This is a genomic window from Clostridium sp. KLE 1755, assembly GCF_000466465.2.
Classification (GTDB): Bacteria; Bacillota; Clostridia; order Lachnospirales; family Lachnospiraceae; genus Eisenbergiella; species Eisenbergiella porci.
Genome location: NZ_KE992693.1, coordinates 210,370 through 231,947 on the forward strand (window position 1 = coordinate 210,370; position 21,578 = coordinate 231,947).

At 47.5% G+C, this 21,578-nt stretch carries 18 protein-coding genes; 5 read left to right on the top strand and 13 right to left on the bottom strand.

Annotated features, from left to right (window positions below; all coding sequences use genetic code 11):
* Positions 1-90: 90 nt before the first annotated feature.
* Positions 91-1,086, top strand: coding sequence for a LacI family DNA-binding transcriptional regulator (locus HMPREF1548_RS10405; RefSeq protein WP_021636010.1), 996 nt, complete (start codon positions 91-93; stop codon positions 1,084-1,086).
* Between the two features lie 183 nt (positions 1,087-1,269).
* Here HMPREF1548_RS10405 and HMPREF1548_RS10410 read toward each other — a convergent pair whose 3' ends face one another.
* The 3 genes from HMPREF1548_RS10410 to uxaC all read right to left on the bottom strand — a co-directional run bounded on the left by HMPREF1548_RS10410 (position 1,270) and on the right by uxaC (position 4,182).
* Complete coding sequence (locus HMPREF1548_RS10410) at positions 1,270-1,830, bottom strand: GNAT family N-acetyltransferase (protein WP_286137921.1); 561 nt, start codon at positions 1,828-1,830, stop codon at positions 1,270-1,272.
* A 137-nt stretch (positions 1,831-1,967) separates the two neighbouring features.
* Positions 1,968-2,597 carry a flavin reductase gene (locus HMPREF1548_RS10415; RefSeq protein ID WP_021636012.1) on the bottom strand — a complete coding sequence of 210 codons (630 nt, stop codon included), beginning with the start codon at positions 2,595-2,597 and terminating at the stop codon, positions 1,968-1,970.
* 169 nt (positions 2,598-2,766) lie between these two features.
* A complete protein-coding gene (gene uxaC, locus HMPREF1548_RS10420; protein ID WP_021636013.1) occupies positions 2,767-4,182 on the bottom strand; it encodes a glucuronate isomerase in 1,416 nt (471 codons plus the stop codon).
* A 423-nt stretch (positions 4,183-4,605) separates the two neighbouring features.
* On the opposite strand from uxaC, the gene HMPREF1548_RS10430 reads away from it, so the two are divergent.
* The 3 genes from HMPREF1548_RS10430 to HMPREF1548_RS10440 all read left to right on the top strand — a co-directional run bounded on the left by HMPREF1548_RS10430 (position 4,606) and on the right by HMPREF1548_RS10440 (position 9,568).
* Positions 4,606-6,114, top strand: a complete 1,509-nt coding sequence (locus HMPREF1548_RS10430) for a UxaA family hydrolase (RefSeq protein WP_021636015.1) — start codon at positions 4,606-4,608, stop codon at positions 6,112-6,114.
* Positions 6,115-6,127: 13 nt separating this feature from the next.
* Positions 6,128-7,636, top strand: a complete 1,509-nt coding sequence (locus tag HMPREF1548_RS10435; protein WP_021636016.1) for a tagaturonate reductase — start codon at positions 6,128-6,130, stop codon at positions 7,634-7,636.
* Positions 7,637-7,954: 318 nt separating this feature from the next.
* On the top strand, positions 7,955-9,568 hold the full coding sequence (locus HMPREF1548_RS10440; protein WP_021636017.1) for an AAA family ATPase: 1,614 nt from the start codon (positions 7,955-7,957) through the stop codon (positions 9,566-9,568).
* 72 nt (positions 9,569-9,640) lie between these two features.
* On the opposite strand, the gene HMPREF1548_RS10445 is transcribed toward HMPREF1548_RS10440, so the two are convergent.
* Genes HMPREF1548_RS10445 through HMPREF1548_RS10455 form a run of 3 tightly spaced genes read right to left on the bottom strand, consistent with a single transcriptional unit; the run spans position 9,641 to position 12,098 of the window.
* Positions 9,641-10,180 (bottom strand): rubrerythrin family protein, encoded by a 540-nt coding sequence (locus HMPREF1548_RS10445; protein WP_021636018.1) that lies wholly within the window; start codon positions 10,178-10,180, stop codon positions 9,641-9,643.
* Between the two features lie 36 nt (positions 10,181-10,216).
* Positions 10,217-11,773 carry a permease prefix domain 1-containing protein gene (locus HMPREF1548_RS10450; RefSeq protein WP_021636019.1) on the bottom strand — a complete coding sequence of 519 codons (1,557 nt, stop codon included), beginning with the start codon at positions 11,771-11,773 and terminating at the stop codon, positions 10,217-10,219.
* Positions 11,766-12,098 carry a PadR family transcriptional regulator gene (locus tag HMPREF1548_RS10455; protein ID WP_035321676.1) on the bottom strand — a complete coding sequence of 111 codons (333 nt, stop codon included), beginning with the start codon at positions 12,096-12,098 and terminating at the stop codon, positions 11,766-11,768. The genes HMPREF1548_RS10450 and HMPREF1548_RS10455 overlap by 8 nt, the downstream gene beginning before the upstream one ends.
* 244 nt (positions 12,099-12,342) lie before the next feature.
* Between HMPREF1548_RS10455 and HMPREF1548_RS10460 the strand changes: the two genes are divergently transcribed.
* Positions 12,343-12,681 (top strand): winged helix-turn-helix transcriptional regulator, encoded by a 339-nt coding sequence (locus tag HMPREF1548_RS10460; protein WP_035321677.1) that lies wholly within the window; start codon positions 12,343-12,345, stop codon positions 12,679-12,681.
* Between the two features lie 112 nt (positions 12,682-12,793).
* Here HMPREF1548_RS10460 and HMPREF1548_RS10465 read toward each other — a convergent pair whose 3' ends face one another.
* The 7 genes from HMPREF1548_RS10465 to HMPREF1548_RS10495 form a co-directional block, all read right to left on the bottom strand.
* Entirely contained in the window at positions 12,794-13,582 is a 789-nt protein-coding gene (locus HMPREF1548_RS10465) for a hypothetical protein (protein ID WP_021636023.1), read from the bottom strand.
* A gap of 121 nt (positions 13,583-13,703) precedes the next feature.
* Positions 13,704-14,984, bottom strand: coding sequence for a sensor histidine kinase (locus HMPREF1548_RS10470; protein WP_021636024.1), 1,281 nt, complete (start codon positions 14,982-14,984; stop codon positions 13,704-13,706).
* The gene (locus HMPREF1548_RS10475) at positions 14,984-15,697 is read right to left on the bottom strand and encodes a LytR/AlgR family response regulator transcription factor (RefSeq protein ID WP_021636025.1); all 714 of its coding nucleotides are present in this window, start codon (positions 15,695-15,697) and stop codon (positions 14,984-14,986) included. The genes HMPREF1548_RS10470 and HMPREF1548_RS10475 overlap by 1 nt, the downstream gene beginning before the upstream one ends.
* Before the next feature lie 13 nt (positions 15,698-15,710).
* Positions 15,711-18,323, bottom strand: coding sequence for a glycoside hydrolase family 28 protein (locus HMPREF1548_RS10480; protein WP_021636026.1), 2,613 nt, complete (start codon positions 18,321-18,323; stop codon positions 15,711-15,713).
* A gap of 192 nt (positions 18,324-18,515) precedes the next feature.
* Entirely contained in the window at positions 18,516-19,874 is a 1,359-nt protein-coding gene (locus tag HMPREF1548_RS10485) for an MATE family efflux transporter (RefSeq protein ID WP_021636027.1), read from the bottom strand.
* 151 nt (positions 19,875-20,025) lie between these two features.
* Complete coding sequence (locus tag HMPREF1548_RS10490) at positions 20,026-20,667, bottom strand: RpiB/LacA/LacB family sugar-phosphate isomerase (protein ID WP_021636028.1); 642 nt, start codon at positions 20,665-20,667, stop codon at positions 20,026-20,028.
* A 207-nt stretch (positions 20,668-20,874) separates the two neighbouring features.
* Positions 20,875-21,330, bottom strand: coding sequence for a HEAT-like fold family protein (locus HMPREF1548_RS10495; RefSeq protein WP_021636030.1), 456 nt, complete (start codon positions 21,328-21,330; stop codon positions 20,875-20,877).
* Positions 21,331-21,578: the final 248 nt, after the last annotated feature.

Sequence of the window (21,578 nt, forward strand, 5' to 3'; positions counted from 1 at the left end):
AACATCAATCAGAAATGTATGCGCTTACATCATAAACAGCTACCGGCCTTCGCCGGACAAAGAGCAAAATAAAAAAGGAATGGATTTGATATGAATATTTATGATATTTCCAAGCAGGCCGGTGTGTCCATCGCAACGGTTTCCCGGGTTTTAAACGGCAGCGACAAGGTAAGCCCCGCCACCAGGGAGAAGGTTCTGAAGGTCATGGAACAAAACAGCTACACGCCAAACGCCTTTGCGCGCAGCCTGGGGCTGAATTCCATGCATACCGTAGGGATTCTCTGCGCGGATTCCTCCGATGTATACCTGGCTTCCGCTATTTATTATCTGGAACGGGAGCTTCGCTATCATTCCTATGCTTCCATGCTCTGTTGTACCGGCTATCAGCTGGAAGAGAAGAAAAAATATCTTCAGCTTCTGCTGTCACGCAATGTGGATGCCCTGTTTTTTGTCGGCTCCAATTTCGTGGAGGATACTGAAAAAAATAATGCTTATCTCTTTGAGGCCGCCGGCAAGGTGCCGGTTTTTATTCTGAACGGTTATCTGGCAGGCGATAACATTCATTCCGTGCTCTGTGATGACAGTCTGGCAGTGAGTGAAATGACGGACACATTGATCAAGCGCGGTTCCCGTTCCCCTGTCTATCTCTACCGCAGCCTGAGCTACAGCGGGAAAAGGAAACTGGCCGGATTTCAGGAGGCCTGTGAAAAGAACGGCATATCGGACGGAAAAGGACGCGCATTTTCCTGCCCGGCGCCTGTCCACGATACTATGACATTCCTTGCAGGGCTGGAAAAAGATCTTACCTTTGATGCATGCATAACAGCCGATGATGAGCTGGCCGTGGGCGCGGTAAAATACGCGTTATCCCAGGGAAAAAAGATTCCCGCAGAATTTCAGGTGACCGGCTATAACAACTCTCTTCTTTCCACCTGCAGCACCCCTGAAATCACCACGGTTGACAACCGCGTGGAATTTATGTGCACCACTGCCGTATCTTTGCTTATGCAGGTGCTGGACGGCAAGGATATCCCTGCCCGGACTATGTTTTCTGCTGACCTGATTCATCGGGAAACGACAAATTAGATTTTGCGGGGAAATCCTTTACTTCCCTAAAACGTTTTGTTTCGAGAGAATAACTAATACCCTTTAACTCTATAACCATGTTTCTGGCAAGCTCTATCTCAGCGATGCTTCGCCAGAAATCATTTTTTTAATGGCCACCGCCGCATGAAATAAATAATGCCATTTATTGTCCCTTAACCCAGTTCAGCCTTTATATAAATAGTAATATACTTCGTGTGGTTCTCCTTTATAGTTCTGTACACGTTTATATTGCAATAGGAACGCACACTTTTCAAGTACTCTGCGTGAAGCATTATTGTCCCCTCTGCATATACCCCAGATTTCTTTTATTTTAAGTCTTATTAATATTTCAGGCAAAAAAGCTTTAACTGCTTCTACTGCAATACCAGTTCCTCTGTATCGCTCTGCTATCTGATAACCAACTTCCCATGAATCTTTTCCGAACTTTACAGCTTGTACATATCCTATATTTTCTCCATTCTTCATACAAACAGGATAGACATACGGCCCTTCATCATTCTTGTAACATTCTATTAAAAGCGTTACTTTGCTTGCGGCATCTTCTTTGGATTCAAATACCTCATCCGGCAGAAATTTCCGGGTATTATCATCCAAAGAATTAAGGTGCACTCGTTCATACATTGATTTATCAAAATGCTTTATTATTAACCTGCTGGTATGTATTTCTAATTGATTCATTCGCTTATACCTTCCGATTTCGACTTTTCTAATCTTATCTACCACAATGTTAATCTCTTTCAATGGAAAAAGCGATCCCTGCATATCTCAGAGATCGCTTTTTCAAGAACCAGCTTAAATGCAGCCTTTACCAACACCGTCCGCTCTAAATTCCATTTTTCTGGTTCTTCGTTCCATATCCATTAATGCTTATCTTTCCACTGTCCCCAATCGCCTAAAGCCTCCGGCTTTACAGGAAAATACTTCGTGGACAGGGCAATTACCGGCGCGGCTTCTTTCAGGCGTTCTTCAAAGCTCCGCCCATCGGTAAGCCCTTCCTCAGTCAGGACATTTCTGATTTTGCAGATATAGATCTCGCTTTCATTTCTTTCATCCAGGCGAAGTGTCTTGTCCACTTCCAGTTCAAACGTCCACGGGCCGCTTACCGGAACGGGTACATCAAGCACCGCTCCCTTTACAGACGGAATTTCCTTTGACTTATCAAAATCATAACCCGGATGGTTGCCGCAGTAATCAGCTGCAGGCAGCAGCGCTTCATTCACTACGGATGCGGAAAAAATGCCTGTCGCGCGTATTCTGTCGCGGGTCAGCTTGTTTTCCCCAATACAGGCAACAAATTTAAGCCCTTCGTCCCAGCAGTAGGTAGCCCAGCAGAAAACACCGTAATTCGGTTCTCCATTTTCCTTATAGGTGCCGTACAAATACAGGCACTGTGGGCAGAATTCATTAGAAACAGGTACGGAAACCTTTGCCATATGCATATCCCCCTTGCGTTCCCCAATCAACAGGGCCTTTCGCTCGACCCCAAACATACGTTTCTATCTCATTCTAAATCCAAACCGGGAAACAGTCAAGCTGTTTTCGGAAATTCCGTTACAGATTCCGCTTTATCCTTCTTTTCATCCGAAACAGCTCAGATACCTGAACTGTTTCGGCATGCAACCATTTAAAATGGCTGCATGACAGGACAATGCTGCAATACTACTTTTCTTCCAACTTGAATCCAAAGTAATTCACTGCATTATTATAGGATATTCCCTTAATCATCTTTGTCAGCGCCTTTTTATCATAAGGGTATTCTCCATTTTCTACCCAGCCGCCGATAAGATCGCAGAGGATTCTGCGGAAATATTCATGTCTGGGGTAGGATAGAAAGCTTCTGGAATCGGTCAGCATACCGATGAAGTTGCCCAGCAGCCCGAGGTTGGCAAGCGAGGTCATTTGCTTTTGCATGCCAGTTTTATTGTCATTAAACCACCAGGCGGAACCCTGCTGGATCTTGCCGATGGCATCGGAATTCTGGAAACAGCCCAGGATACTGCCGATCGCTTCATCGTCATTGGGATTCAGGCTGTAAATAATGGTTTTAGGAAGGCTGGACGCCATATTAAGCGCATTCAGGAAATCCGCCATCTGGCTGGAGGGCGCATAATTATTGATGCAGTCATATCCCGTATCCGGTCCAAGCAGCTGGTACATGGATGTATTATTGTCTCGTTTGCAGCCGTAATGGAGCTGCATCGCCCAGCCTCTCTGCGCATATTCCGCTGCAACAAAGGTCATAAACGCAGTTTTGAAGCCAAGCTCCTCCTGTCTCGTCACCCTTTCTCCGGCAAGCCGTTTTGCAAAAACCGCCTCCACCGTTTCTTCCGTTTCCGGGACATACATCACATACTCCAGCGCGTGATCACTTGCCCGGCAGCCAAGGCTGTCAAAATAATCCATGCGCCTCCGGAGAGCCGCCTTCAGATCCGCAAAGGATGCGATTTCAATGCCCGCGGCCTTTCCCAGTCTGTCCAGGTAATCGGCATAATCAGGCTTTTCAATATTCATGGCCTTATCCGGACGCCAGGCGGGAAGGACCTGCACCTCAAAGCTGCTGTCTTCAGCAATGGCCTTATGCCACTTCAAATCATCCGCCGGATCATCCGTGGTACAAATCAGTGTTACGGCAGACTGCCTGATAAGGTTGCGGACGCTCATGCTGTCCTCCTGAAGCTTTGCATTGCAAAGATCCCATACCTCCTGTGCCGTATCTCCGTTTAAAACGCCATAATAGCCGAAAAAGCGCTGCAGCTCCAGATGGCTCCAGTGATACAGGGGATTGCCGATTGCCTTCTCCAGCGTCTCCGCCCATTTCTGGAATTTTTCCCTGTCGGGCGCGTTTCCTGTAATATAGTATTCCTCCACACCATTGGAACGCATCTGACGCCATTTGTAATGATCGCCGCCCAGCCATACCTGCGTGATATTTTCAAATTTCCTGTCCTCCGCAATTTCCTGCGGGTTGATATGGCAGTGATAATCCAATACCGGCATTTTTTCCGCGATTTCATGAAAAAGGGTACGTGCGGTATCCGTACTTAATAAAAAGTCTTTGTCCATAAAAGGTTTCATAATTGCTCCTTTGCTCCTGTCTGCATACAGGCACGGGATATTTTTGGATCCCGCCTGGTTATGTAAATGCTTACATTTTTTCTTTCATTATATCCTGTTTTTCTATAAAAATCAAGCCACTGTTCCATCACTTCCCAACTGCTGGCTTCCGCCCATTTAAAAACGCTGCACAACTGGCTGCCTGCCCGCTGCTGCTTGTTCACGCAGATGGCGCAGCAGTTGGGCCATCCTGCCGGACAGCTGTAAAATCAATTTCTTTTCACTGTTTTTCTCATGAATTATTTCTAACAAATAAGGCAGAATGTATAAAGTTTTGGTGAGGAATGGCTTTTTTATGAAAAACGGGTTGACTGGCTGTAAAAAGAGGTGTACTTTAAATGTAAGCTCTTACAAATTATTAATTCAGGAGGAGTACATATCAGTATGCAGACATTTATCCGCATTCATCCCAAGGACAGTGTGGCCGTGGCGCTGCAGCCGCTTTCGAACGGAACCGTCATCAGGCTGGATGACCTGCAGTTCACCCTGAAGGAGGACATCCCCCAGGGACATAAATTTGCGCTTCTTCCCATATCGGCGGGCGAAGCGGTCATTAAGTACGGCGCCCCCATTGGAACTGCCATTACGGGAATCGCACAGGGAAGCTGGGTGCACACCCACAACCTGAAAACCGGATTGGGCGATGTCCTTACCTATACTTATCAGCCCGGAGCAGATTCCAATATGGGAAACGGACAGGACAAATGCATTCATGATTCCGAATACGAAGTTTTTTATGGATACCGCCGCGAAGACGGCCGTGCCGGTGTGCGTAATGAAATCTGGATTATTCCCACCGTAGGCTGCGTCAACAATGTGGCCACCTCCATTGCAGATCGGGCGCAGGGCTTCTTACAGGATAATCTGGATGCCATTGCCGCTTTCCCCCATCCCTACGGCTGCTCACAGATGGGCGGGGATCAGGAAAACACCCGCCGCATCCTGGCAGATCTGGTGAACCATCCCAACGCGGGAGGAGTTCTCGTTTTAGGCCTCGGCTGTGAAAACAGCAATATAGAAGAGCTGAAAAAATACATAGGCCCTTACAATGAAAACCGGGTTAAATTCCTGGTTGCCCAGGAATGCGAGGATGAAATTGCCGAAGGCCTTGCACTGATTAAGCAGCTTGCCGCCTATGCGGGAAAAGCCAGACGGGAGCCGATTCCCCTAAGCGAGCTGGTCATCGGCATGAAATGCGGAGGGTCGGACGGTCTTTCTGGCATCACCGCCAATCCTGCGGTAGGCGCTTTTTCCGATTTGCTGATATCCCTGGGAGGCACCACTATCCTCACCGAGGTTCCCGAAATGTTCGGTGCGGAAACGCTGCTCATGAACCGTTGTGAAAACGAACAGCTTTTTGCGCAGACCGTGGATCTCATTAATGATTTTAAGAATTATTTTAAAAACCACAACCAGACCATATATGAGAACCCCTCTCCCGGCAACAAAAAAGGCGGCATCTCCACACTTGAGGACAAATCCCTGGGCTGTACCCAGAAATCCGGTTCCGCTCCGGTACGCGGCGTTCTTGGCTACGGCGAAACGGTACAAACGAAAGGCCTGAACCTTCTAAGCGCACCGGGGAATGATCTGGTAGCCTCCACCGCCCTTGCGGCCTCCGGAGCTCAGATCGTACTCTTTACCACAGGCAGGGGCACTCCCTTTGCCTCCCCTGTACCTACGGTAAAAATCTCCAGCAATTCCCAGCTTGGGGAAAAGAAAAAGAACTGGATCGATTTTGACTGCGGTACTCTCGTAAACGGCGGTTCCATTACGGAGCTGGGAGAAAAGCTGTTTCAGTACGTCATCCGTGTGGCGAACGGAGAACAGGTAAAATCAGAAGCCGCCGGCTTCCACGATATGGCTATTTTCAAACAAGGCGTTACTTTATAGGAGGAAAAACAATATGGACAAATTATCTTATCAGACATTGCAGGAGGCCGGTTATGACGGTTATCTTCTGAAGGAAGCGCCCGAACGTGTGATTCAGTTCGGTGAAGGCAATTTTATGAGAGCCTTCGTGGATTATTTTATTGATAATATGAATGAAAAGGCAGATTTTAATTCCAAGGTGGTTCTGGTACAGCCCATCGCCCCCATTCCCGGCGCTTTTGATCTGAAAAACGCCCTCAATGAGCAGGATGGCCTTTACACCCTGTATCTGCGCGGTTGTGAAAACGGGGAAAAGGTGAATAAAAAAAGGATTATTTCCTGCGTAAGCCGCTGCCTGAATTCCTACACTGATTTCGATGCAGTCATGGACTGTGCCAAAAATCCGGAGCTGCGTTTTATTTCATGCAACACTACGGAAGCAGGAATCACTTATGATCCCGCCTGCCGTTTTGAAGACCGCCCCGCATCAAGCTATCCCGGAAAGCTGACCCAGTTTCTGTACCAAAGATTCCTTACCTTTGGCAATGAACCGGGAAAAGGCTTTATTATTCTTGCCTGCGAGCTGATCGATGACAACGGAAAGGAGCTGGAAAAATGCGTCCTGAAATACGCTTCCCAGTGGAACCTGGGTGAGGATTTCATCCATTGGCTCCAGAGTGAAAATGTATTCTGCTCCACACTGGTAGACCGTATTGTCACCGGCTTCCCCCGTGCCGAAGCCTCCGCACTGAATGAGGAAAACGGTTATGAAGACAATGCCATGGATACCGGGGAGGTATTCGGCTTTTGGGTAATCGAAGGACCTCAGTCCATCAAGGATGAGCTTCCTATTGAAAAGGCAGGCCTCCCCATCCTTGTAACCGACGATCATAAACCCTACAAACAGCGTAAGGTACGCATCCTGAACGGCGCGCATACTTCCATGGTTCTCGGCGCTTATCTGTCAGGACAGGATATTGTCCGCGACTGCATGGAGGATACAGTGATTCAGGGCTTTATGAACCAGGCCATCTATCAGGAGATTATTCCCACGCTCACACTGCCAAAAGAGGAACTGGAGGACTTCGCCGCATCTGTAACGGAACGTTTCAAAAATCCTTACATTGACCACGCCCTCCTTTCCATTTCCCTGAACTCAACCTCTAAATGGAAAGCGAGAGTCCTGCCTTCCCTGAAGGGATATATTGAGAAAACAGGAACGCTTCCTGCCTGCCTTACCGCATCCCTGGCTTTCTATATTGCCTTCTACAATGGAAAGGAACTGACGGAAAGCGGTCTTACCGCTACCCGCCCTGAGGGAAGCAAATATCAGATCAGCGACGACAGATCCATACTGGAATTCTACGACGCCCATAAAAATGACAGTCCCGAAGAGCTTGTCCATGCGGTATGCACGCAGACCGGCTTCTGGGGAATGGATCTGACCACGCTGCCCGGCCTCGAGGAAGCTGTCTGCGAAGATTTAAGGACGATCCGGGAAAAGGGCGCGTATGCTCTGATGCAGGATTGCCTGAATAAATAATTCACTATAGTACAGGTTAAATTCATTTAGCTGTGCAGAAACGCTGAGCACTCTTCCGTTTCTGCACAGCTTTTTGCTATCACAAGCCAGTACAAATACCTCTGTCTGCAGTTCAGGCAAAAATTTTTCATAGCAGTACATTTTTACCTTCCTTTCTGCTATAATAAAATATGTTAGTTTTTGTCCGTTGCCCTCGTGGATTAAAATCAATATAAAGGCTCTTACAGTTAAGCCATATTTGTCGAGGCTTATACAGTCATGGGAATAAATACCGGGAGCTGAACAAAACATACTTATTAATAAATTCGGAGGAAAAACGTGGGAATTTATCTGAATAGCAGCACTGCATATACATTATATAAAAATGAAACTAAAAAACCCTATTTTGTTGATAAGACACTGATACTGGAACAATTATTCCCATTGGTTGATGAAGGAACAAATTACATTTGTATCACACGTCCACGGCGTTTTGGGAAAACGGTTATGGCTAATATGATTGCCTCTTTTTTTTCAAAAGCTCAAGATGCAGCAGATGTATTTGATTGTCTGAAAATAAGTCAGGATGCGGATTACCAAATATACCGAAATAAATACAATGTAATTCATATTTCCTTTAATGATATTTCCAGGCAGTGTACGTCTTATGAACAATATATCGCCCGGATTGAGGAACGACTAATTAAGGATCTTCAAAAAGAGTTTCCTGATGCCAAACTGGCACAGGAGCAGTCTGCTGTAGATGCACTTACTGATATCTATACAGATGATTGTTCCATACGTTTTATTTTTGTATTGGATGAATGGGATTTTATTTTCCATCAGCCTTTTATTACAGAAAACGAAAAAATGGCATATTTGTCATTCTTAAGAAGTCTGTTAAAGGATCGTCCTTATGTATTGCTTGTATATATGACAGGAATACTTCCTATTGCAAAATATTCAAGCGGTTCTGAACTAAATATGTTTACAGAATTTACTATGGCGAAATCTCCGGCATTTAGTGACTATTTCGGTTTTACTCAGGCTGAAGTGGATGATTTGTATTTGCGATATCAGAATACTTGCAAAGATATGCGTGTTACACGCACAGGGCTGCAGCAATGGTACAATGGTTATCACACGGCATCCGGAGAGCAGGTTTATAATCCACGTTCTGTCGTACAGGCGCTTAGATTTAATGAACTTTCAAATTACTGGACCAGTTCAGGGCCATATGATGAAATTTATTTTTATATTGAAAATAATATAAGGGCTGTACGTGATGATCTTACCTTAATGGTTTCGGGTATGGCAGTTCCGGCAAAAATCTCAGAATATACTGCGACTTCAACTGACTTGAAAACCAAAGAAGAAATATTTTCAGCTATGGTGGTCTACGGATTCCTGAGTTACCAAAACGGAACTGTATCCATTCCCAATAAAGAACTGATGGATAAATTTTCAGATATGCTGAAGCAGGAACCATCTTTAGGTTATGTTTACCGTCTGGCAAATGAATCAGATCGTATGCTTCAGGCAACAATTGCCGGTGATACCGAAACTATGGAAAAAATACTGGATTTAGCACATGATACGGAGACTCCCTTACTAACCTACCACCATGAAACAGAGCTGACGGCTATTGTAAACCTTGTATATTTATCTGCACGTGATAATTATCGGATTGAACGGGAAGAAAAGGCCGGCATTGGATATGTCGATTTTATCTTTTATCCAGAAACGGACAAAAATGCTGATTGTATCATTTTAGAGCTTAAGGTTGATAATACACCGGATGCTGCAATCCAACAGATAAAAGATAAAAAGTATGCAATGCGTTTTCAGGGAAAAATTGGTGAAATGTCAAAGTATTCCGGCAGAATTCTGGCTGTAGGTATCTCCTATAACAGAACAAATAAGAAGCATAAATGTAAGGTCGAGGTTTTATAAGTATATTCATTTCAAACTGGGAAGCGGCATAGGTTAACTCAGCCTATACCGCTTCTTAGTTTACTCCAATTTTCAGAAATTCTCACAGTTCAATTCGAAATACCCCTGAGGATACCCGCAGGCCGGGCATCTTTCCGGCGCGCATTTTCCAAAAATCACATATCCGCAGTTCAGACAGATCCAGACCTCCTTGTCCTGTTTGCAGAAAATGGATCCCTCCCTGAAATTTTCGGCAAGCTGGGTAAAACGGAAATCATAATGTCTCTCCACCTCTCCTATCCTGCGGAAAACCTCGGCAATATCATGGAATCCCTCCTGATCCGCCGTACCTGCGAAGTCCCGGTACATCTGTTTCCATTCATATTGCTCGCCATTCCCGGCATCCTGCAGCATTTCCTCAAGCATGGGGAAGGTATCTTCATTGAGCATACGCAGCCAGATTTCCGCATGCGCCTGTTCATTTCCGGCTGCTTCGTCAAAGATATCCCCTATCTGTTGATAACCGTCCTTTCTGGAGATCTCTGCATAAAGCCGGTACTTTGTGCTTGCCAAACGTTCTCCGTCATATGCCTGCTGCAAATTTTTATATGTTTCGCTTTTCTTAAAATCCATTCTGTCGTCAGCCGCTTTTCTTTTATCATATGAGCGTCAGTCTGCGGCCGTTACCTTTTTTCTGAGAGAGCGGAAAATCTTCAGCTCCTCTTCTTCTGATATTGCATGATCGTAGCTGTATGAGGATGCGATCAGTCCGGCAAGCATCATGTTCATAACAATACTTACATTACCTTCCGAAATAAAAGGAAATGCGGTAAACCATCCAAACTGGAATCCGAAATTTCCTGCAGTATACAGAACTGTCTGACCTGCCAGGCAGATAAAGCAGGCAGTTGATATGGCCTTACCCATTGGATTATGTATTCTTAAAATAAGCTTCAGCATCAGCGCATACACTGCTGCCACACACAACAGCAAAAAGATTCCCGGTCCCCAGCCATATTGCAGGATCCAGTAAGCAATACGGTAATTGTTATGATAATGCTGCGGCAGGATATCGGTCAATTTCTTTGAAGTGTATTTCCAATGTTCTTCGCGGTAAATTCTATTAGGTATTTCTGTGTCCTCTTTGCCATCAAAATACCAATCCGCCATATAATAATCCTTCAAAGTTTCCTCCGGCAGCGTAAGCCCTCCAAAAAGCTTTGCCTGGGGCAGCAGATTTCTTATCAGGATACTGTTATAGGAGTCATCCCAGGCATTTTTCGCATGAAGCTCCGGCTGAAAGCACTGCAGTGAAAAATCACTCAGCATTTCTTTGTTTTCCATTCCCCATAAACCGGCGATCAGCATACCGGGGATAATTATTGCCGGTATCGCTTTTTGGGGAGAAATACGGAAATATTTTTTTACACCCATAAAGATCATGGAAATCAGGAATGCCGCAAAAGCAACTAAACGGTATGAAAAGTTAACCGTCCCCGTCGTTCTTGAATAAGAAAGGAATTGTATCCCGAAAAGGCACATAATAGCTATAATCCCTGCCGTTTTACAGCTTCTTAATTTATAAGCCAGAACCAACATTATCGGTACCGTCAATATAATCACCGGCAGAGAAAGCATGTATGTGGCCATAAATCCAATACGCCCCAGCCACCTTTCCAGCGCGCTGTAATTAAGCTCTGATATCACAATCATCAGGGACAGTAGCAAAATTGCCGCCGCCAGAACTCTGTTGCTGTATCGCACAATCCATGGATAGCCTTTCCAAAGTACCGCCGCAAACACCAAAAGCCCCAGAGGGAAATAAATGCTGTTCCCGGCTATCCAGAAAAGCTTCTCCTCAAATGAGAAATCACCGCTTCCATATTCCGCAATGTTTCCAGCAATTCCTAATAAAACCGCCATCACTACCGAAAGAATAAATACCCACGGCAGCTTTACACGGTGTGTATCATTCATCATGACTCCCAGTGCCGCAGCATCCCCCATGTCTCTGACAGCACAGGACATGGCCTCCTCTTCCGCCAGTCCTTCCGATTTATATTCCTCGGTCTTATCCTCCAGATGACCATACAGCTCCTTGCTAATCCGTCTGGCGGCCGGTTTATACTGAATCTGCGCTTCCACATCCTCCAGAAACAGCTCCACTGCATTGCGTTCTGTTGTGTCTGTGCCTGTATTTCTGCCTTTTTTTTCATTTTTACGCATGGCTCACACCTCCCAGCACAAGGTTAACCGCCTTTTCATAGGTTTTCCACTCTTCCTTTTTCCCCGTCAGCGTTTTCCTTCCGGCGGGGGTAATGCGGTAATAGCGCCTGATCCTTCCGGTTGGCGCCGGCTGTTCAAAGCTTTCGATATCACCCTGCAGCTCCAGCGTATGCAGAAGCGGGTACAGTGTCCCCTCCTTCAGGGAAAAGACGCTTTCGCTGCGTTCCTCCAGCTCTTTTATCATCTGATATCCATACATATCCTCTTTTTCCAGAAGCTTCAGCAGCAGCATGGAAGTTCCCACAGCCATCATTTTTTTGTCCATCCGCCTGTCCTCCTCAAAGCATTTTTCAGTAAAAATAATACCTAGATTATCTATGCTTGAATTATACATAGATAATCTAGGTATGTCAACCGGATTATTCCAAAACAACATTGTATCTTTTTTTCTCCTAATATATAATTGTTTTAAATACATAAAACAAGCTGTACAGACAAAAGGATACTGTAAATGTAACTGTGAAGATACTGAACAGTTACCTGCAAATAATCAAAAGGAGGCGCTCTTTATGGAAGCACACAGAAAAATACCCGATTGTCCCGTGGAAATGACGCTTCAGCTCATTGGCGATAAATGGAAGGTACTCATCATCCGCGACCTGATGTCGGGCACCAAGCGTTTTAACGAGCTGATGCGTTCTGTTACGGGTATCACGCAGAAGGTCCTGACCAGCCATCTGCGCGCCATGGAGCAGGACGGGCTTCTCACAAGGAAGGTCTACCCGGAGGTTCCGCCCAGGGTGGAATATACGCTGACGGAAACTGGACGCAGCCTGAAGCCTATCCTGGATTCCATGGTGGCCTGGGGAACCGATTATAAAAATACAACCGCCGGCAAGCAGTCTTAACCATAAGCCTGAAAATATGATTGCAATTTTACAAAGCCACTTTTCCCGCGCATCCCGGCCGTGCTGCAAAGCGGCATCCTGTCTGTACGCTCAGCAGCGCGGCCCGCGTATTTCATTCAAACATCCGCTCCGCCCATTTTTCTACGTTATCCCCGAATTCATCTCCCCACTGTTCTATTTTCCTCTCATACTCACCTTCCAGTTCCTCCAGCCGCTTCTCCACCTCCGGTGAAAATTGATCTGCCATGAAGTTACCGAAAAAAGCATTGATAAACGAGTCACTCAGATGCAGCCTCCACTGTCCGTTTTTCTTAACAGCTGTAACCGTAACCCTGACGCTGATTACGCCGTCCGCCTCCTCCAGGAAGGGAAGCATGCGTTCCTTATCATAGTCAAGATCGGCCAGATTTTTCAGCATGGCCTTTATCCCGGTGCCGCCATCCAGCATTTCTTCCATTACATATATCAGGTAATTGCCCGTTACATCCTTCATATCCCTGTTGCTGATGACCATGTCAATTTCCGCAGACTCGCCATTCTCCCTGACAGCTTCAATTTTCCATGTTAGATGCTTAACAAGTCCCTGGGCAAAACGGTAGTTGGACTGGTATCTTTTTCCCTTCCACAGACCGGGCTGAAGCAGTTCGTTAAAAACCCGGTATTCCCTGCTGACAGGAATGCCAAGCCAGTTTTTTTCCGTACTCACATAATTATCCGTGTATCGGTTCCAGGTTTCCAGATCCAGCTGTTTTAATGCTTCCATGGCATATTTTGCGGTATCCTGGGGGGATGTCTCTGTATCCGCCTTTTTTGCCGTGCATGCGCCCAGCGTCAGGCAAATACTTAAAAGCAACAGGACTGTCCATCTGATACGCGTTCTTTTTCCTGTTTTCCTTTTCATAGCGATTTACCCCTTTTCTGCAGTTTTTTGTCACCTTTATTGTATTCGCTTCCCGGGCGGCGTACAACGCATCCTGCACGAAAAGACGGCCGGACAACAAAAAAAGGCGCCCTGAAGCGCCTTATTCTGCCGCCGGTATCACTGCGTAAAAGCAAAACCAGCCATCCTCTTCTTTTACCACACAGGTTCCCCCGCATTTCCGGATCACTTCATTTACATTCAGCAGGCCGATTCCGTGGCCGGCGCTTTCCTCCTTTGTGGTGAGGAAGATATTTCCCTTTCTTTTTAACGTCCCTGCAAAAGGATTTTTGACGGAAAGGGTGAGTCCACCGTCCTCCAGAATCATTTTCAGCCGGATAATCCTGCCTGTGTCCAGCTTTTCACATGCTTCCATGGCATTGTCCAGCAGATTGACGAGCAGCGTGACTATATCCTCTTCCTTCATGGTAAGCCCTGATAAATCATTGACCGACATGGTAATTGTAATCTTTTTTTCCAGCGCATCCGCATACTTGCGGTTCAGTACCACGTTGACTGCGGGATGGTTCGTATTGACGTAATCCCCGCTTTTTTGAAGGCTTCCGACAAGCCCTGCAATATAGGAACTGGCCTCTTCCGTTTTTCCATCCGCCAGCAGACCCTGGACACAGCCCAGCTGATTTTTATAATCATGCAGGAAGCGTTTCTGCTGTTCAAAGCTGCTTTGCATTGTCCGGTACAATTCCATCTGGTTTCGTGTTTTTTCCTGCATGATGACAAACCTGCGCAGCTTGGCCTCCTTCACCAGGATTTCCCATATAAAATAAAAGGCGAGCAGGTTCATGATTCCGAAGCCCGCCGTCACTATAAGAAAAATACGGTTCTGCGACTCATCCCCATTCCAGGAAATCATGCCCACCGCCGTAATCGCAGCCATGCTGATTATAGGAAAATACCCGAACCGCAGCCACTTCGTATTCTCCAAAACGTACGCGCGGCCCTTCAGCCTCCGATGCAGCAGCAATACAAGACACAGCAGGATGCAATATGCCGCCTCCTCCTGAAGCCCGGGCAGCAGGTAATCCTGCCAGGGCAGCATATAGAGCAGTGAAACGGTGACCAGCTCCACGATCCATATCACGCCGCAAAACAGTACAGACAATATAAAATTCTGCAGCGGCTTTACCTGAAAATAAATCTGTGCCGTTACAAAAAGCAGAAGTATCAGGCGGAGGGGCTGCAGGAAATAGGGAGGGATTTCGGTGAAAGCAATCAGCATAAAACCGGCTGTCAGTACCGGAAGCAGCGTGTATTCCACCCATTTATGCCTCCATTTCCGACGCGCCAGCAGCGTCTCAAAGTAAATTTTTACGCAGATGCCCACCATGAGCGACAAAATAATGCATCGTATCACCTGTCCCATCACATCGCTCCTTTATATGCCACAAAGGCTTCCCTGACAGCCTGGAATCTAAGGCGCGGCACGGGAAGTGTTTCCCCCCAGTCCATCAGTACGGCATAATTGCTTATTTTCCGGATATGCTTCATATTTACCAGGAAGCTTTTATGGATGCGCAGGAAACCATATGCTGCAAGCTGCTGTTCGATATGATCCAGCTTGTCATAGATCTGATAGTTCACGATCTCATTATCCAGATAAGAAAAAAACGATTTATGTTTTCTGCTTTCCACATAAAGGATATTATCCGTATACAACGTCCTTTCCCCTTCCACGAAGGGGAAAGTCACCTGCCGGACCTGCATTTTTTTCAGTATGGCTTCCATGCATTCCGGCAGGGCCGCCTCCAGTGTGTCCTTCATGAGGTAGCGCACCGCATTCACCTTATATCCCTCCAACGCATAGCTGATGAATGCCGTAACAAATACAATACAGGTATCGGAATGAAACTGCCTGATACGCTTTGCTGTATCAATTCCGTCCATTTCCTCCATGTTGATATCCATGAAAACCACATCATAACCGACCGCATTTTCTTTCTCCGAAAGGAAATCGGCTCCTGATGAAAAAAGGCTCACCGTATATTCCATACCCCGGCCGGCAAACCAGGAATCCAGAAGCATATGTATTTTATTCCTGTAGTACTCCTCATCATCGCAAATGGCAATCCGAAGCATATTTTTTCCCCACTTACTCTATGAATACCTTAATCGTTCCATATTCCGGGAGGACACCGTCATCCGCCCGCAGCCTGATCAGGAATTCACCCTTTTGATCTGCGCGGGGCGTCCAGCGGATTTCCTTTTCTTCCTCCAGATATACGGCGCCCTCCGGCAGTTCCTCTGCTGTAACCAGCGTCTGTGCTTTGACTCCGTCAACCGCATAATCCTTCACTTCCACAGCTTCGTTATAAATCCGTCCGTTCAGCTCCTTTTGTGAAGCCTCCGCCGCCGGATGGCGCATCACCACAGGAAGTGTCAGCTCCTCTTCCGCTCTGCCACAAACTGATACGGGCATGGCAAAAAAGGGACGGTATACGGTGAGAGGCAGGGGATAATCCTCTGTAGCTTTTGTATAGGTATAGCCGTTTTCCGGACAGGGCAGCGTGGGAAAGCCGTAGCCCTCATCCTGCGGCGTGCCGGGAGCAGGCGCGTCGATTACTACCTGCTTTACCCTCCAGTTCTCCGGGAAGGTGACATCCTCCACGCTGGTTTTGACATAGGGCTGGTGCAGAATATACTCTCTGTTCGTGGCCCTCCGGTAATTGCTTTCCACCAAGGCTAACTGCTCCACGCCTTCTTTTACCATGGCTGATACCTCCGTCAGCCGCACACCGCAGGCATCATCAAGAACCACCGCATGGCGGCCGTCCTCCACCTTCCAGGCAAAAGAAACCTGCTCCAGGGACAATCCCTCCACATGGCGGGCGTAGAGGCCATAGGCGGGCAGGATTCCCCAGTTTTCAGGCTCCGGATATACCTGCGGCAGTTCCGGCACATTATAAGGATCCTCCTTCCAGCCGCCGGCTTCCTTATCCCAGTCCACGCGGGGCAGCAGCCCTTCCTCCTTCAGGAAAAATGTATTCACCAGCCAGGGAAGGCTCTGTACGCTGGGCCGGGTCCCGAACTGTGTGTATTCCCAGTTGGTATTCAACTGCCTCTGCTCCACCGCGTGCTCCATGGACAGACCTCCCCGGAATTCCACGGTGATATTTTTCATGGAAACGCGCTGTACCGGACTGTCCGCCAGCCCCATAATCAATATGGGATAACGGGGATCCGCATTGGTGATTTTCACATTGCTGATTTCTATATCTGCCACTCTGGCCATATGGCTGCTTCCGCTGGCATTGGCGAAGCAGGGAAGCTCCCAGGCCTCCACCTTTCTGTCCCGGTCAATACAGTATCCGGCGTGGTCATCATATTTTTTCCCATAATAAACGCCATCCTCTTCCACAACATTCGCGGGATTCACATACGCCGGTTCCTCCTGGCTGACAACGGTAAAAGCGGAATGGCCGTCAATGCTGACGACGCGGTCTTTTCTGTAAGAAGGGGTATCCCTTTTTGCCGGATAACAGGTATATTCCTCCCTGGCGGGAAGCACCCAGTTCCGGTTATCCAGACGCACATTTCCTTCCCCTGCTTCAACCGTTTCCTCCCGGCTGTTTCCCGTCACCGGAAAACGGCCTCTTTCTCCTGCCCTGATAAAAATAGGGGAACTGCTTATATTTTCCATCTCACAGTCTGTAAAAAGAATATCCGTCAGGTCAGAGCCGTCCACCGCTTCCAGTGCGAAGCCGCGGGACCGCTCAAAGCGGACCCTTCTCACCGTCACCTGTTCATAGCCACAGGTGGATTCCGTACCCAGCTTCACCCTTCCCGTGGGGCCGCCTCTGTCGGCAGCCACCAGCTTTTCCCTGGTGTATACGCCGGCGGCGACGCTCCCCGCATCGTAGCCGCTCACACGGCAGTCCTCAATAAGGACATTTTTCAGCGGCATGAACTTTCCTGCACCGTAGGACGCTTTCATGACCAGCGCATCGTCGGTAAGGGAATTAAAGGTGCTGTTTCTGATGGTCACATTTTGGCAGCAGTCCACATCCAGCGCGTCTCTGGTCGTATCCACCAGGACATCCTCCACCAACATATTTTCCACACCCTGCGCAATGATGGCAAAATGGCCACCTATGACAAGCTTGAAGCCCTTCAGCACCACATTTTTACAGCGAAGCAGGGAAATCGCTTTATTGCCGAACCATTCCCCGTCACTGCCGACTCCCGGTTCATTGCGCATCTTTGGCATTTTGGGATCGCCGCCCAGCAGCACATAGCTGCGGAAGCCATCCTCAAAACAGCTGCCGTCAATCAGGCCCTCTCCATAAATCATTACGTCTGAAATATCCGCCCCGTAAATCATGCTGTTGGCATAATAAGTATGTCCGTGATCCTGTATCCCGGCGTACAGGTTTACCTCCGGCTTATCATAATTCCCGCCTTCCCCTTCCTGCTTCTCATAGGAATGCCGGATATCGGTTTTGGCCGCCCGTAAGACGCATCCCTTTTCCAGGCACAGGTTCACCCCGCTGCGAAGCCTTATCGTATATACCTTATAATCGCCTGCGGGCACGCTGACCGTGCCGCCGCCATTTTGGGCCGCCTGCGCAAAGGCCTGGTTGACCGCCTCCGTATTCTTTACCGGATCGCCGCCCGAAACGGCCCCGTAAGCCGTGATATCATATTTTTGTGCTTTTTCCAAATCTGCCGCCAGCAATGAGGCGCCTGTCGCCGTTTTTACCGCCATCTTTTTCTCCTTTTTTATCCTCTTAACAGCTGTTTCGTTCTCAACATTTACTTTGTAACAGTTCAGGCTTTGGCCGAACTATTACTGCACCCGCCCATTATAAGTCGCCTTCGGCGAGGGGCGGATGCCTGCTGCCACCACGTTTTCTCACGTTTTGCGCAGTGAATGCGCAAACCTGTCCGGATTGTTACATTACTTTTTCTGCTTAACCGTCCTGTCCCGGAAAAAGAACAGGCAGGGCACTTCAAAAAGCAGCATTGCCGTCCAGCCTACGGCACAGGCGATTGTCACGCCGTAAATACCGAGAACAGGGGCGGTCAGATAGGTAACCGCCACACGAAGGCTTGTCTGGATGAAGGTGCCTGCCAGAGTAATTCCCATTTTTCCCCTTCCCCGGAAAAAGCCCTGCAGCCCATTAGTAAAGGCGGGAAGCAGATAAAAGAAAGCCATGGTCCCCAGATACCGGCTCCCCGCCTCCACAACGCCTGTACTGCCCTCTCCTGTCACAAAGGCCTTCATAACGGGTACTCTCCCCAGATAAACCAGCAGGAAAATAAATATCCAATACAGAAATTCCAGCAGCAGGCCTGTCCTTAGCCCCGCGCCCACACGTTCCCGTTTACGCTCCTCATCCTGCCTGGAACCCAGGTTCTGCGCCGTAAAGGTGGTGATTCCATGGGAGATGCTCTGTTCCGGCGTAAATGCGAAATCATCCACCCGGTTCACCGCCTGGAATGCGGCAATCACGTCCACGCCAAGGGGATTGACAGCTCCCTGAATCAGCAGCTTTCCTACCGGCTGACAGGCCTGCTGCAGCGCCGTAACGCTTCCATAACGGAGCGTGGTCTTCAGAAGCCGTCTGTCAATGCGGAATGTCTTTTTATCAGGGCTGAGCATGGGGACGGCTTTTCTGATATGATACCAGGTCAGGGCGGCTGACACGCCTTCCGCGACCACAGTAGTCACCGCCGAGCATACGATTCCAAATCCCAGCAGGCCGATAAACACCAAATCCAAAGCTGCATTAAGCAAAGAGGCAAAAATCAGGAACCTGACGGGTGTCCTGGAATCCCCTACGCTTTTCAGCGCCGCCGCCAGCGCATTGTAAAAATAGGTGAAGGGGGAACCAAGTATAATGATTTTCAAATAAATACATGCACGTTCCAGCACACCCTCCGGCACCTGAAGCAATACAAGCAGCGGTCTGGCCAGAAACAACCCGCACACCGCCACCCCAATGGTAAAATACAGGCCAAACAGCAGCGTGGTGGACAGTTCTTTTTTCAGTTCTTCCAGGCTGCCCGCCCCGAAAAAACCGCTCATCAGCACGCCGGATCCCATACAGATCCCGGAAATCCCCAGAATAATAATATTCATCACCGGCCCTGCCGTTCCCAACGCAGCCAGCGCTTCCTTCCCGATAAACCGGCCCGCTATCATGGAATCCACCGCGTTGTAGGCAAGCTGAAAAAGATTCCCCAGAATCAGGGGAATGGAATAGCGGACCAGATGTCCCATAATACTGCCTTTTGTCATATCAGAAGCTGCCATGCCACTTCTCCCTTAATCTAAATAACTGGTCCATCCGCCGGGAATGAACCAGTTAATATGTTTCATGCTTCAAAGCTGTGCGTCGCCCTGCAACTGTGTCCTGCAGCAGCATCCGCCTCCATCCTGGGAAACGCCTGAAATTACTTTCCGCTTATGCTTCCAGCAGTTCCTTTACGCATGCTGCTATTTTCTCACATTTGCAGTTTGCGAAGAAGTATTCGCTGAATCTGTCTCCTGCAATAGCGCCTTTAACCAGCTCCCTGTCCAGATTTTTCAAGATAGTGCACAGGTCGTTATGTGTAACCTTCTTTACTTCATCCAGGATCTTCTTATTGCGCTGTTCCGGAACAACTCTTTCCTTGGGATAGCCCTGTCCGCTCTCACCTTCAAACAGTTTTTCAAAAATATACTGAAGATTCAGCTCCGCGCCCCAGCCGAAGCCCTTTGCAAAAGGAAGCGCAATGGCATTGCCGTCATTGATCTGGGCAAACATATAGGCATCGGAAGGATCTACGATATGTCCGCACAACACGCCGGGGAATGCATTGCAGGCCAGCATGGCGCCTTCTCCTGTACCACAGCCCGTAACCACATAATCAGCTGCTCCTGAATTCAGCAGAATCGCTGCAAGAATACCATTCTGCACATAGGTAAGCTGATGCTCGTCCTCTGCGCTGTACATTCCATAATTAAATACCTCGTGTCCTTTGGGTTCAACGACTTTTTTCAGGACCTCTTCCACCTGCGCATTCTTTGCCGCCTGGCTGTTTTCATTAATCAGTGCAATTTTCATGAAATTTTACCTCCTTGTATATTGCCGGCCTATACTGTACCTGACTGTAAATACGTGGGCCGGCTGAACAGTTGTATTTAAGTATAACTTATTTTATTTACCAGCGCTTGTGTTTTCTTTTCCTTAATCATGCATATTCTGCTCTTCCATTTTGGTACTGTGCGCTTCCCGGAAAATAGTATCGAAGTTTTCCTGCAGTTTTCTCTGTCATTCCTGTATTTGAGCCAGCGCATTTTCGATATCATTTTCCACCAGCGGCCGCATGCTTTCCTTATAGGAGGAAAGATCCGCTACATGAAGCGCGTCCGCCATCCTCTTTTTTAGTTCAGGCTTATGCTTCGCAATTGTTGGAAGCAGCTTTATGCACTGTCTTGCGGTAATCGGTTTTTCATCCGTAATGTGCTGCAGATAGCTGTCAAAAAAGCGGTCAATGATGCCTTTTTCGTCCCATATGGCATTTTCAGCAATCAGAACAAGCCCTCTTGTACGTACAAAAGAATTTTTATTTTCCAGCATATTAAAAAACTCATTTAAATGGGTGTAAACCATACAGTCCTCATGGCTGGCATCTTGTAGTTCTTTCAATGCGGCGTATCCTGTATTGGAGTCCTTAGAATAAAGCAGCTGTATCTGTTCCCGGATATATTCCTCTGTTATTTTCATTATACTTTTCCCCCTTTTCCTCTGCTATGACAGTATCAAGGATACCTGAGTTTGCCTTCAGCGTTTCTAAAGTGCATAAGCATATTTCCTGAGTAATTTTTATAGGTTTCTTTTCCGTTATCTCATACATCTCCTGAATGAGATCCGGAATTCCATCGGGAAACTGAATCAGACAACCTGCATGATATCCATGCCAGGCATACGCGATTGGCTGCATTTTAAATTCTGAGAAGAAACATAACACGATG